The sequence below is a fragment of the Nocardia concava NBRC 100430 genome (genome assembly GCF_000308815.1).
Classification (GTDB): Bacteria; Actinomycetota; Actinomycetes; order Mycobacteriales; family Mycobacteriaceae; genus Nocardia; species Nocardia concava.
In genome coordinates this window covers 51,705-63,928 of the sequence record NZ_BAFX01000095.1, presented here as the reverse complement: position 1 = coordinate 63,928, position 12,224 = coordinate 51,705, and the positions used below count along the sequence as shown (strand labels likewise).

Here is a 12,224-nt window from a genome sequence, read left to right as displayed (position 1 = left end):
GGCGGCTCTGGGGTTGAATGGCCTCATGGAGCAGCTCCCCGAGGACTGGCAGCGCGGCATCGTCATCGTCGCGCACCCCGACGACATCGAATACGGCGCGGCGACGGCCGTCGCGCGCTGGACGCGGCAGGGCAAGGACATTCGCTACGTGCTGGTCAGCAGCGGCGAGGCCGGGATCGCGGGCCTCGCGCCCGCAGAGGCCGGGCCGCTGCGCGAGGACGAGGAGCGCGCCTCCGCCAAGATCGTCGGCGTCACCGAGGTGGAATTCCTCGGCCACCCCGACGGCCGCATCGTGGAATCCCTGGAGCTGCGCCGCGATCTGGCCGCCGCCATTCGCCGCCACCGCCCGGAAATGGTGGTGCTGTTCAACTTCGGCGACGTCTGGGCCCGCGGATACGCCAACTCCGCCGACCATCGCGCCGTCGGCCGCGCCGCCCTCGACGCCGTCTCCGACGCGGGCAACGAATGGATCCACCCCGAACTCGCCGACCTCCCCGCCTGGTCGCCGCGCTGGGCCGCGGTCTACGGCGTCGCGGACGGCAGCCACGCCGTCGATGTCAGTGACACCTTCGAGGTCGGCGTCGAATCCCTCACCGCCCACCGCCGCTACCTCGAGGCCCTGAGCCCCGAGCCCGCCGAAACCCAGGCCCGAGCCGTGCTCGCCATGAGCGCGGGCCCGAAGGAAGGCTTCCCGGCCGACCACGCCATCAGCTTCGAGCTCTACTACTTCGCGGGCTGATCGCTCTCGGCGATGCCAACGTGACAACTGATTTCGTGAGATGCGGGTAACTCCTGGGGTACCCCCGAAATCGGTGTGAAATATGACCGCCGGCCCGCGTTGCCGACGTCGACGGCTCTCAGCCGGGCGCTGAAGGTGCGGGGAGGCGGGATTGTAAGGTGTCGGGCGTGCGAGTAGCGGTGGTGGCCGGGCCGGATCCCGGGCATGCGTTTCCGGCGATTGCGTTGTGTCTGCGATTGCTGGAGGCCGGGGACGAGCCGGTGCTGTTCACCAGTCCGCGGTGGTTCGATGCCGCGCGCGAGGCCGGGATCGGGGTGCGGCGGCTCAAGGGCCTCGCGCCCCGGGCCGAGGACGACGATGACGACGCCGGTGCGCGGATTCATCAACGGGCCGCGCATATTTCGACCGAGATCCTGCCGGATCTGAGCGCCATGCTGCCCGAACTGGTGGTGTCGGATGTGCTGACCGCCGGGGGCGGAATGGCCGCCGAGCGGTTGAAGCTGCCGTGGGTGGAGTTGTCGCCGCATCCGCTGTATCTGCCGTCGAAGGGGCTGCCGCCCATCGGGAGTGGGCTCGCCGCGGGTGAGGGCATGCGCGGGTGGGCCCGGGATTCGGTGCTGCGCGGGCTGACCTCGCGCGCCATTCGCCGGGGCGAGGTGCAGCGCGAGCAGGCGCGCGCGAGTATCGGCCTGCCGCCGCAGGATCCGGGACCGACCGCCCGGCTCGTCGCCACCCTCCCGGCACTCGAGGTGCCGCGCCCCGACTGGCCGGACAACGCCCACCTGGTCGGCCCGCTGCTGTGGGAACCCACCGACCACATCCTCGACCTGCCGCCCGGTGACGAACCCCTGGTCATGGTCGCCCCCTCCACCGCGCAGACCGGCACGGCCGGCCTGGCGGAAATGGCCCTGGAAGCCCTCGAGGGCGCAGGTGTCCGCGTCGCCATCTCCATGCTCGACACCCCGCCCGCAGACCTACCCCCCTGGGCCACAGCCGGTTTGGGCCGCCAGGACGAACTGCTCCGCCACGCCTCCGTGGTCATCGGCGGCGGCGGTCACGGCCTGCTCGCCAAAACCCTCCTCGCCGGTGTCCCCATCGTCACCGTCCCCGGCGGCGGCGACCAATGGGAACTGGCCAATCGCGCCGCCCGCCAAGGCAGTTCGATCCTGGTCCGCCCGGCCACCCCGGAAGCGCTGCGGGACGCCGTAAAACGCATCCTCGACGACCCGACCTACACCGAATCCGCCCGCTCGGCCGCGACCGGTATCTCGGTGGTCTCCGACCCGGTCGAAATCTGCCATGCCGTAGTCGACCCCCAAGCGCCGCCTGACCGTTAGCCCCGCCGAGTGGCACATGGCCGAGGGCTTTTGTCCGATTAGGCCGCGCTGGTGTGCCACTCGGCGATCTCCTGGTGTAGCTCACGTGGCCGGGGTTGGCTGGGGTCCGCGGGATTGGCGTAGGCTCGCCGCCGTGCGGTTGACGGAGTTCCAGGAGCTGTTGCATACCGAGTTCGGTGCGGCGCGGGGAGACGCGCTGCTGACCGATCATGTGTTGCCGTCGATGGGTCGGACCGGCGCGCAGGCCATCGAGGCGGGGGTGGATCCCCGGGACGTGTGGCGGGCACTGTGCGCGGAATTCGATGTGCCCAAGACCCGCTGGTGATCAGCGAATCATACTGAGCCGGTTACCGATTCAGGCCTGATCCGCCTGCGTCTTCTTCGCGTAGTGCCGGGTGGCCTTGGCGCGGTTGCCGCAGGTCGTCATCGAATGCCAGCGGCGGGTGCCGTTCTTCGACGTGTCCAGGAAGAACAGGACGCACTCCGGGTGCGCGCATTGGCGGATGCGGTCGGGGGTGCTCGCTAGCAGATGTAGCAGGTTGTCGGCGGCCAGCCAGCCGGGTAGCCAGGCGGGTTCTCCGACGTCGGGGAGGGAGGCCGGGCCCTCGGGGGTGAGGGTGCGGCGGATGCGGCCGTGGGCTAGCACGGCATTGAGATCGTCGGCGCCGGTGCCCTTGACCGCGTGCAGAATCGCCTCGCGGGCGGTCACCAGGGCCTCGAGCGTGGCCTCGTCGGCGGGCAGATCGAGGGCGTTGTCGGCCAGCCACTGCCGGGCGCCGGCCACGTCGACGAGCAAGTCCTGAGGTCCTTCCGCGCTGATCCAGCGGGTGTTGAGCAGGTCCAGGGCAAGCGGTTCACCGAGGTGGGGGCGGGTTTCGGGCACGCCTGAGGGTAACCGTCGCGGAGCTGTCATCCGACTCACGACTCCTTTCTAACCGGCAAAATCAACTATAGGGGTTGACTGGTGAGGGTCGACGCCGCTAGCTTCTAACCTGTCAAACAAACAACGTCGGTTAGATCTTCCGGAAGGGTTCACCATGACCGCACCTGTTCTCGCCACCGGGCATATCGGCCTCAATGTCACCGACCTCGACCGGTCGGTCGACTTCTACCGCCGCGCCCTCGGCTTCGAACAGCTCGGCGCGGGTGGCGAGGACGCGCAGCGCTTCGCCTTCCTGGGGCGCGACGGCAAGCTCCAGGTCACGCTGTGGCAGCAGAGCGGCGGCGAGTTCTCGGTGAAAACTCCGGGCCTGCATCACCTCTCGTTCCAGGTCGACACCATCGAGCAGGTGCGCGAGGTGGAATCGGTGCTGAAGGAACTGGAGGTGGCTTTCGCCCACGACGGTGTGGTCTCGCACGGTGAGGGCGCGGCGTCGGGCGGCATCTTCTTCATCGACCCGGACGGCATCCGGCTCGAGGTCTACGCGCCGAGCGGTGCCGACCACGCGCCCGCCCCGAGCGGCGCGGTTCCCACCTGCGGCTTCTTCTGAGCCGGAATTTCCGCGCAGGCAATCACATTGGCAGTTGGCGGGCCGCGCGTGCGGCCCCGACAGGAGTTCGCGATGAACGCACTACCGACCGGCGTCGGCTATCACCCCGGTGAGTTGGCGGTGCAGCGGCGCATGGGGCAGGCCGATATCGCCCAGCGGGTCGGTCGCATGATCCGGCCCGACATTCCGGACGCAGCCGCGGAATTCCTGACCGAGCAGCCCATGGTCGTGGTGGCGGCCGCCGATGACGACGGGCGCATGTGGGCGACCCAGTTGGTCGGTGCACCCGGGTTCGTGCACGCTTCCGGCATGCGGGCCATCGATATCGACGCGGTACCGACGGCCGGTGACCCGCTCGCCGAATCGCTGCGCGGCGCACGGCAGGTCGGGATGATCGCGCTGCAGCCGCAATCGCGCCGACGCATGCGGGTCAACGGTGTGAGCGCGCCGACCGCCGGTGGGCTGCGGATCGATACCGAGCAGGTGTATTCGAACTGCCCGAAATACATCTCGCGGCGCAGCGTCGAAGAATGGGTGGCGGCGGGAACTCCGGCCGTCCGCCGGGCCGCCGAGCTGGATGCCGCACAGCGGCAGCTCATTTCCCGCGCCGACGCCTTCTTCGTCGCCTCCGCCGATCCGGACGGCAATGCCGACGCCTCCCACCGCGGCGGCAATCCCGGCTTCCTGCAGGTGCTCTCGCCGACCCGGCTGCGCTGGCCGGACTATCGCGGCAACTCCATGTTCATGACCCTCGGCAATATCGCCGCCGACCCGCGCTGCGGGCTGCTCGTCCTCGACTGGCGGACCGGGGTCACCCTGCAACTCACCGGTACCGCCGAGATCACCTGGGACGAGGCGACTTTCACCGCCGGTGCGCAATGCGCCATCGACTTCACCCTCACCGAGGTCGTCGAGATCTCGGGAGCCACTCCCTTGCGCTGGGGCGAGCCCGAACTCTCCCCGGTCAATCCCTGAACCGGCATCCGGCCGTCCAATCGAAAGGTCCTCTCATGCGTCCTCCACTGCCGCCCTTCGACCTCGAAGCCGCCAAGCTCAAGGTCCGCGCCGCCGAAAACGCCTGGAACACCCGCGATCCCGAGAAGGTCGCGCAGGCTTACACCGAGGATTCGGTGTGGCGCAACCGCGATGAATTCCTCACCGGCCATTCCGAGATCGTCGACTTCCTGAAGCGCAAGTGGGCCAAGGAGAACGGCTACGCGCTGCGCAAGGACCTGTGGACCTTCACCGAGAACCGCATCGCTGTCCGCTTCCAGTACGAATGGCACGACGACAACGGCCAGTGGCACCGCAGCTACGGCAACGAACTCTGGGAATTCGCCGACGACGGCCGCATGTCCCGCCGCGAGGCCAGCATCAACGACGTGCCGATCGCGGAGGAAGACCGCCGCATCTTCGGCCCTCGCACCCCCGAAGAGGACGACGCACCCCTGCCGTTGCGCTGAGCACCTCAGCCGGAAGCTCCACTTCGTCATTCCGGCGCGCTTTTGGCCGGAATCCACAATGGATCCCGGCCAAAAGCATGCCGGGATGACTGAGAGGCTTCCGGCCGCGGTTACCGGCTCACACGGTGGAGCCGCGCCAGGCCAGGTGCAGCAGGGAGGTGCCGCGGGGCGGGCGGAAGGAGGACAGCGCGGGGGCGTAGTGGCATTCGAAAGAGGCTATGCGGGTGGGGGATTGCCAGGTGTGGTCACCGTCGAAGGTGGAGTACCACAGCTCGTCGCCGCTGGCGGACTTCCAGGCCAGGTGCAGGCGGTCGGCGTGGGCGGCCAGGGCGGGGGCTTGGTCGGTGTAGGCGTCGACCGGGTTGGCGCGGGAGGTCCAGGTGACGGCATTGGTCGAGCTCCACAACCGGATCCACTGATCGTTGTCGAGCAGCGCCTTGGTGCCGCGATTGGCGAGGTACAAGGTGTTGCCGAGGACCGCCACAGCGGGGGTCTCCGACGAGCTGATGCCTGGCAGGACGGTCGGAGCGGTCCAGCCGGTGGCCGTGCGAATCGACAGGTAGATGTTCTGATTCGAGGTCAGGAGCGTGTCGGCGCCGCGCCAGAACAGGTGCGGCACACCGTTGAACGTGACCAGGGCGGGCGCGCACGAGGTCTCCGCGCCGCCCAGCATCTGTTGGGATTCCCACTTGTGGCCGTCACTCGAGGTCGACCACCAGATGTTCTGATCGCGGTTCGCGCCCTTCCATGCCAGATACAGCGTCTGATCGCCGACTCCGGCCGCGGCCATGGCCGGATGCTCGGAGGTGCCGACATTCGGGATGTTCCATGGGCCGGACCAGATCTGGCCGTCGGCGGTGGACGACAGCCAGATCGAATCGCTGCTGTCCTCGGCCCGCCAGGCCATGTGCAGGTTCTCCTGGAAGACCGCCAGCGCCGGTCCGCGCGGGGAGGTGGCGCCGGGAACCGTTGTCTGGGTGGACCATTGGCCGGGCTGGGCGGTGGCGGAGGTCCAGAGCCGGGTATCGGGGCGGGGCAGTGGGGACATGGGATTCACCACGGCTTTCTGCGCGGGAACAGTTGGATCGGGAGGGGCGTACCGCACTGTGCGCCGATGGCTCGAGTGTAGTGCGGACGCTTCCTCTGGCGATTGAAAACTGTTCTGGCAGAACGTAATCCGATCAGTCTGGGACTTGCCGGTCGGTACGCTGTGGCATGCTGCGTCAGCCCACCGGCACAGGTTCGGCACTCGTCTCCGGAACCCGCTCGTGACTGCGGAACAATGCGAAGACCACGACGCCGCACACGATTCCGATGCCACCGGCCACCGCCACCGCCGAATCCAACCCGGTCACGAAGTGCGACAGGGTCGGCCGGCCGTCACCGGCGGCACTGCGGAACACCGTGCCCAGCACCGCCACACCCAGCGCCAGGCCCAGCTGCCGCGCGGTGTTGACCGCACCGGCCGCGGTGCCGCTCTGCTGCGGCGGGACCGCGGCCATGCCGACCGCCACCAGCGGCGGGGCCATCACGCCGACGCCCGCGCCGATCACCAGCAGGCCGGGAATCGAAGCGGTCCAGGAGGATCCGGCGTCGATCAGGGTCAGCAGGCCGCTGCCGACGCCGATGGTGACCAGGCCGCCGCCGATCGACCAGCGCGGGGACAGGTCGTGTAGCTGGCGGCCGAAGACGCCCGAGACCAGGAAGGCGCTGATCGACATCGGCAACAGCGACAGACCGGCCCGCAGCGGCGACAGATGCAGCTGCTGCTGCAGCCACAGCGAGATCAGCGGGCTGGCCGCGAAGGCCGCGAAACTCATGCCGAGCGCGCCGATCAGGGTCGCGACCAGGCCGGTGTGGCGCAGCAGGGGCAGTGGGAGCATCGGTGCGGCGCTGCGGGATTCGATGACCAGGAACGAAATCAGCGCCACGGCACCGAGAATCAGGGTGGATACGGTGCGGGCGTCGGTCCAGCCGTGTTCGCCGCCGCGGATGATGCCGTAGGTGATCGCGGTGGCGGCGAGCGCGAAGGCCGCCATGCCGGGCAGGTCGATGGTGCGGTCGGTGCGGCGCGGGGACGGGCCGAAGGCGATGGCGGTCAAGGGGATTGTGATCGCGGCGATGGGCAGATTGACGAAGAAGATCCACCGCCACGACAGCAGATCGGTGAGCACACCGCCCAGCACCACGCCGATACCGGCGGACGCGCCCGCCACCGCACCCCACGCGCCGAACGCGACGCCGCGATCGCGGCCGGTGTAGGTGGCGTGCAGCAGCGACAGGGTGGTGGCGAGCATGGCCGCGCCGCCGATGCCCTGTGCGGCGCGCGCCGCCACCAGCACCTCCGAGGATTGCGCGATGCCGCAGGCCAGGGAGGCGGCCGCGAACAGGACCAGGCCCACGAGGTAAGTGGGTTTGGCGCCAACCTTATCCGCGATCGAACCCAGGACCAGGAGCAAGGCGGCCAGGGCGAGGGCGTAACCGTCTACGACCCACTGCAATCCGGACAGGCCGGTGCCGAGATCGGTGGCGATGTCGGGCAGGGCGACGTTCACGATGGTGACGTCTATGAGGAGCATGAGCGTGCCTAGGCAGGCGGCGAAGAGGGGGAGCCATTTCCGCATGTGGGGAGCCTCCGATAGTGCGAGCGATTTCGTCTCCCAGCATGGGAGAGGCGCTCGGATCCACCTAGCCGCTCGATGCTCGGCGCTAGAATCCTCCTATGTTCGAGGAAGAGCTGGATGATTCCTCCGTTTTGGATGTGCTCGACAAGCAGATCGTGCACGGCCTGGTCACCGACGCGCGTATCCCGTTCGCGCGGCTGGGGGCGATCCTGGGGGTCTCCGAGCAGACTGTCGCCCGGCGGTATCGGTCGTTGCTGGGGCGGGGCATTATTCATGTTGCGGGACAGGTGAATACCATGCCGCTGGGTCAGCCGCGCTGGCTCATGCGGATCACCTCGGAGCCCGCCAAGGCGGTCGCCCTGGCCGAATCCCTCGCCCGGGTACCGGAATTGAGCTGGGTGTCCCTGCTGACCTCCGGGTTCGAGGTGATGTGCGCGGGCCGGACGCGGTCGATCGAGCGACGGGATCAGTTGCTGTTGCGCATGATTCCGCGCGCCACCCCGGTGCTCGGGCTGAGCGTGTACGAGATCATGCGGCAGTTCCCGTTCACCGAGGAGTGGCCGCGTTACGGCCGGTTGCTCAGCCCTGAGCAGCTGGAGCAGCTCGGGCCGCGGCCGCCCATGTGGGATCCGTCGGGGCCGGAGGTGCCGGTCACGCTGTCCCGCGAGGACGAGGCCATGCTGGCGATTCTGGCCCGTGACGGCCGCGCGCCGTATGCGCAGCTGGCCGCCGCCACGGGCTGGAGTGCCACGCGGGTGGCACGGCGCATGAGCGAGCTGATCGACTCGGGGGTGCTCTACTTCGATCTCGACTTCGCCTTGGAGCTCATGGGTTACAGCGCGCGGGGCGTGTTGTGGATGCGGGTGCATCCGGCGCACCTGGAGGCCGTGGGTACGGCGATCTCCCAGTATCCGGAGGTTGCGTTTCTGGCCGCGATCACGGGGCCCGCGAATTTGACGGCCTCGGTGGTCTGCCGGGACAACACCCATCTCTACCGGTTCATCACCGAACGATTGGGTGCGCTGCCGGGGATCAACGACATCGAGGTGTCGTCCGCGCTGCGGATCTTCAAGCAGTCGCAGAGCCTGATCGACGCGCAGAAGATCGCGCTCGTGCCCTGACGGCCGACGCGCTTGCCGAAGGTTTGCCACCAGGTCTTTCGCGTGTCGTTGCGCGCGTCGCTTGCATCGAACAGGTGTTCGTCTAAGCTCGTCGTCGGAACTTGTCGGTGCCTCCCTCTAACGTGGGCGCCAACCACAGCATGAGACACCCGTTGAGAAGGGGAACTGACGATGGCACCTCCCGCTTTCGATCGTGACAAGGCCCTCGATCTGGCGTTGGCGCAGATCGAGAAGAGCTTCGGTAAGGGCGCGCTGATGCGCCTGGGTGAGGAGGCGCGCCAGCCGATCTCGGTGATTCCCACCGGATCCATCGCGCTGGACGTCGCCCTCGGTATCGGCGGTCTGCCGCGCGGCCGCATCGTCGAGGTGTACGGCCCGGAATCCTCGGGTAAGACCACCGTCGCCCTGCACGCGGTCGCCAATGCCCAGGCCGCCGGCGGTGTCGCCGCCTTCATCGACGCCGAGCACGCGCTGGATCCGGAGTACGCCCGCAAGCTGGGTGTCGACACCGACGCGCTGCTGGTCTCCCAGCCCGACACCGGTGAGCAGGCGCTCGAAATCGCCGACATGCTGGTGCGTTCCGGCGCCATCGACATCATCGTCATCGACTCCGTCGCCGCCCTGGTGCCGCGCGCCGAGATCGAGGGCGAGATGGGTGACAGCCACGTCGGTCTGCAGGCCCGCCTGATGAGCCAGGCGCTGCGCAAGATGACCTCGGCCCTGAACAATTCGGGCACCACCGCCATCTTCATCAACCAGCTGCGCGAGAAGATCGGCGTCATGTTCGGCTCGCCCGAGACCACCACCGGTGGTAAGGCGCTGAAGTTCTACGCCTCGGTCCGCCTGGACGTGCGCCGCATCGAGACGCTGAAGGACGGCTCCGACGCGGTCGGTAACCGCACCCGCGTCAAGGTCGTCAAGAACAAGGTCTCCCCGCCGTTCAAGCAGGCCGAGTTCGACATCCTCTACGGCGTCGGCATCTCCAAGGAGGGCTCGATCATCGACATGGGTGTCGAGCACGGCTTCATCCGCAAGTCCGGCTCCTGGTACACCTACGAGGGCGACCAGCTCGGCCAGGGCAAGGAGAACGCCCGCAAGTTCCTCCTCGAGAACACCGACGTCCGCGACGAGATCGAGAAGAAGATCAAGGAAAAGCTCGGCATCGGCGCAGACGTCACCGCCGAAGAGGCCCCCGCCGACTTCTGATGCCCCCGCGGGATTCCGAAGGGCCCCGGCACGATTCGCCGGGGCCCACCCCCCACCTCGACGCGGTAGAACGCCTCCGCCGCCAACTCGACGCCTCCGCCGCCCGCGCCGCGAAGCGCACCCCGCGCCCCACCACCTCCCGCTCGGAGCCAAGTCACGACCTGTTCGGCCGCGACTCCGCCGACCCCTACGCCTCCACCACAGGCACCTGGAACTACGGCCCATCCGGCGGCCCGTCGTCGAACTACGCTCCCCCCGAAGGCAATTCGGCAACCGAACCCGAGGACCTCCCACTCGACGACGAGCCCGCGTCCTCGAACCCACCCCGCCCCCACCGCCCTTCGCCCACCGGGCGAGGCCGCCCGCCGGGGCAGTGGCGAGAGGAAGCGCCCACTGCCCCCGGCGGGCTCTCGCCTGATGCGGCCCGAGGTGAGCGGGCGGGCCAAGCCTCGAATCACTTGGAAGATGCTCCGCGAGCCGCGAACCGGCCCGCACCGAACGAATCGGGTATCCCACCGATTTCGCCTGGCGCCACCAAGGAAGAGAAGCTTCGCGCCGCCCGGGCTGCCCTGGCCGAGGCGACCGCCGCGGCGAATAATGCTGGGAGCGTGTCGGACACCGAACGACGTGGCCGTCGTGCGCCGCGCGGAGCGGGCTCGGGGGACGCTGCAACCAATGGATCCCGCACCGGGAGCGGGCGCAAGGGGAGCCCCCGAGGCGGTGCCAATGTGGCCGCACCGGAGGGATATCCGAGCATTGAGCCGGTCTCGCCCGGCGCTACTCGGGAAGAGAAGTTGCGGGCTGCTCGGGCTGCGCTGGCCGAAGCGACTGCGGCGGCGAATGCGAAAGGGGAGGAGCCAGGTTCGGCGCGGCGGGGAGGCGCCGCGGCTCGGGCAGGTGGGGCGAGTTCGGGGGAGCAGTGGTCCGGAGACTCGGTAAGCGACGAGCTCGGAGCTGAAGGTGTGGGGAGTCTCGGTTGTCGAGATGACGCGGTAGTTGACGAAGCCGAGGGCGGACGCGTGCTGCGCGAGCGTCGGCGGGGGAACGCGGACGAGGCTGCACAGGAGGGGCATCCGGGGAGCGACAGGGCTCGGGAGGGTGCGGGCGAACGTCGTGGGCGGGGGAGTCGGCGCGGCCGGGCGTACGCGGACCGTGGCGATGCTTCGATGGATGGGGACGACGAGGCGCAGTATTACTCGAGGGATTCGGGCGAGGAGTACGGGGACGAACGTGGTCGGCGGGGTGGGCATCGGCGTGGGCGGGGTGGTGCCGGGGAAGGGGTGGAGGGGCCGGTTGGTGGGGGGACCGAGGCGCAGGCCAAAGATGTTTGTTTGCGGTTGTTGACCGATCGGGCTCGGAGTCGGGCCGAGTTGGCGGATCGGTTGGCGGACAAGGGGTTCGCGGCCGGGGTAGCGAAGCGGGTGTTGGATCGGCTGACCGAGGTTGGGTTGGTCGATGATGCGGCGTTCGCGCAGCAGTGGGTGCGGTCGCGGCATATGTACGCGGGCAAGGGGAAGAAGGTTCTCGCGGAGGAGTTGCGGCGCAAGGGGATTGCGCCGGAGCATGCCGAACCGGCGCTGGAGTCGGTGACGGCGGAGGACGAGAGTGCGCGGGCCGCGGAGTTGGTGCGACGGAAGTTGCCGTCGTTGTCGGCGGATATGGAACGGGACAAGGCGATTCGCCGCCTGGTCTCCATGCTGGCGCGCCGCGGCTACAACCCCGGCACCGCCTACGGTGTGGTGACAGCGGAGCTCGCGGCCTCGCCCCTCGCACACAGCGCGGAGCGGACTCCGAACTCTGCGTCCGAGGCATCGATCGCCTCCGCAGAAGCCACTCCCGAAGCCTCGCTGTCACCGCGCGCCCAGCGCTCCACCGTGTCACGTCGCGAAGCCCCTTCCACCGACGCGGATTCCGCCGCCGACCTGGTCCGCGCCAAACTCCGCACCCTGTCCCCGACCGTCGACCGCGCCACCGCCACACGCCGCCTGGTCGGTCTGCTGGCGCGCCGTGGATACGACTCCGCTACGGCCTATCGTGTGGTCGCGGCGGCGCTTGCCGAGGCGCACGATGGCAACAGTTCGCACGATGCTCCGCCGCCACGCGCTTCGCGACTTGCCGCCTCGGGGCGCAAGACAGGTTCTCGCGCAGCTGATTCCGATGAATCGAACTCGGACGAGTCGAACTCTGCGGAATCAGCCTTCGACGAGCTGCCCGAATCGGCCGATGACGAGCGCACCCGTGCGA

11 protein-coding genes and 1 pseudogene are annotated in these 12,224 nt (G+C 68.8%); 9 read left to right on the top strand and 3 right to left on the bottom strand.

The annotated features are described in order from the left end of the window. Positions 1–25 precede the first annotated feature (25 nt). The 3 genes from ON43_RS21945 (at position 26) to ON43_RS21935 (ending at position 2,401) form a co-directional block, all read left to right on the top strand. Positions 26–739, top strand: a complete 714-nt coding sequence (locus ON43_RS21945; protein WP_040810327.1) for a PIG-L deacetylase family protein — start codon at positions 26–28, stop codon at positions 737–739. Between the two features lie 167 nt (positions 740–906). Then, positions 907–2,076 carry a glycosyltransferase gene (locus ON43_RS21940; RefSeq protein ID WP_040810514.1) on the top strand — a complete coding sequence of 390 codons (1,170 nt, stop codon included), beginning with the start codon at positions 907–909 and terminating at the stop codon, positions 2,074–2,076. A gap of 133 nt (positions 2,077–2,209) precedes the next feature. After that, positions 2,210–2,401: a DUF3046 domain-containing protein gene (locus ON43_RS21935; protein WP_040810326.1), complete on the top strand. Its 192-nt coding sequence runs from the start codon at positions 2,210–2,212 to the stop codon at positions 2,399–2,401. Positions 2,402–2,431: 30 nt separating this feature from the next. On the opposite strand, the gene ON43_RS21930 is transcribed toward ON43_RS21935, so the two are convergent. Further along, positions 2,432–2,959 carry a CGNR zinc finger domain-containing protein gene (locus ON43_RS21930; RefSeq protein WP_040810324.1) on the bottom strand — a complete coding sequence of 176 codons (528 nt, stop codon included), beginning with the start codon at positions 2,957–2,959 and terminating at the stop codon, positions 2,432–2,434. A gap of 154 nt (positions 2,960–3,113) precedes the next feature. Between ON43_RS21930 and ON43_RS21925 the strand changes: the two genes are divergently transcribed. The 3 genes from ON43_RS21925 to ON43_RS21915 all read left to right on the top strand — a co-directional run bounded on the left by ON43_RS21925 (position 3,114) and on the right by ON43_RS21915 (position 5,029). Then, positions 3,114–3,566, top strand: a complete 453-nt coding sequence (locus ON43_RS21925) for a VOC family protein (RefSeq protein ID WP_040810323.1) — start codon at positions 3,114–3,116, stop codon at positions 3,564–3,566. A 72-nt stretch (positions 3,567–3,638) separates the two neighbouring features. After that, positions 3,639–4,541 carry a pyridoxamine 5'-phosphate oxidase family protein gene (locus tag ON43_RS21920; RefSeq protein WP_040810321.1) on the top strand — a complete coding sequence of 301 codons (903 nt, stop codon included), beginning with the start codon at positions 3,639–3,641 and terminating at the stop codon, positions 4,539–4,541. A 35-nt stretch (positions 4,542–4,576) separates the two neighbouring features. Beyond that, complete coding sequence (locus tag ON43_RS21915; protein ID WP_040810320.1) at positions 4,577–5,029, top strand: nuclear transport factor 2 family protein; 453 nt, start codon at positions 4,577–4,579, stop codon at positions 5,027–5,029. Between the two features lie 118 nt (positions 5,030–5,147). On the opposite strand, the gene ON43_RS21910 is transcribed toward ON43_RS21915, so the two are convergent. Together ON43_RS21910 and ON43_RS21905 are read right to left on the bottom strand one after the other, a co-directional pair. Continuing rightward, a complete protein-coding gene (locus ON43_RS21910) occupies positions 5,148–6,077 on the bottom strand; it encodes a hypothetical protein (protein ID WP_157514137.1) in 930 nt (309 codons plus the stop codon). A gap of 175 nt (positions 6,078–6,252) precedes the next feature. Next, positions 6,253–7,653: an MFS transporter gene (locus ON43_RS21905; protein WP_040810315.1), complete on the bottom strand. Its 1,401-nt coding sequence runs from the start codon at positions 7,651–7,653 to the stop codon at positions 6,253–6,255. A gap of 98 nt (positions 7,654–7,751) precedes the next feature. On the opposite strand from ON43_RS21905, the gene ON43_RS21900 reads away from it, so the two are divergent. The 3 genes and pseudogenes from ON43_RS21900 to recX all read left to right on the top strand — a co-directional run. After that, complete coding sequence (locus tag ON43_RS21900; protein WP_040810313.1) at positions 7,752–8,774, top strand: Lrp/AsnC family transcriptional regulator; 1,023 nt, start codon at positions 7,752–7,754, stop codon at positions 8,772–8,774. A 171-nt stretch (positions 8,775–8,945) separates the two neighbouring features. Beyond that, positions 8,946–9,980 carry a recombinase RecA gene (gene recA, locus ON43_RS21895; RefSeq protein ID WP_040810310.1) on the top strand — a complete coding sequence of 345 codons (1,035 nt, stop codon included), beginning with the start codon at positions 8,946–8,948 and terminating at the stop codon, positions 9,978–9,980. 1,166 nt (positions 9,981–11,146) lie between these two features. Then, positions 11,147–11,740, top strand: a pseudogene (gene recX / locus ON43_RS45940) (recombination regulator RecX); the annotation flags it as partial. Between the last annotated feature and the right edge of the window lie 484 nt (positions 11,741–12,224).

Coding starts and splice junctions, on each gene's coding strand:
- ON43_RS21915 (WP_040810320.1), top strand. CDS start 4,577: ATGCGTCCTCCACTGCCGCCCTTCGACCTCGAAGCCGCCAAGCTCAAG.
- ON43_RS21920 (WP_040810321.1), top strand. CDS start 3,639: ATGAACGCACTACCGACCGGCGTCGGCTATCACCCCGGTGAGTTGGCG.
- ON43_RS21945 (WP_040810327.1), top strand. CDS start 26: ATGGAGCAGCTCCCCGAGGACTGGCAGCGCGGCATCGTCATCGTCGCG.
- ON43_RS21910 (WP_157514137.1), bottom strand. CDS start 6,077: ATGTCCCCACTGCCCCGCCCCGATACCCGGCTCTGGACCTCCGCCACC.
- ON43_RS21925 (WP_040810323.1), top strand. CDS start 3,114: ATGACCGCACCTGTTCTCGCCACCGGGCATATCGGCCTCAATGTCACC.
- recA (WP_040810310.1), top strand. CDS start 8,946: ATGGCACCTCCCGCTTTCGATCGTGACAAGGCCCTCGATCTGGCGTTG.
- ON43_RS21905 (WP_040810315.1), bottom strand. CDS start 7,653: ATGCGGAAATGGCTCCCCCTCTTCGCCGCCTGCCTAGGCACGCTCATG.
- ON43_RS21900 (WP_040810313.1), top strand. CDS start 7,752: ATGTTCGAGGAAGAGCTGGATGATTCCTCCGTTTTGGATGTGCTCGAC.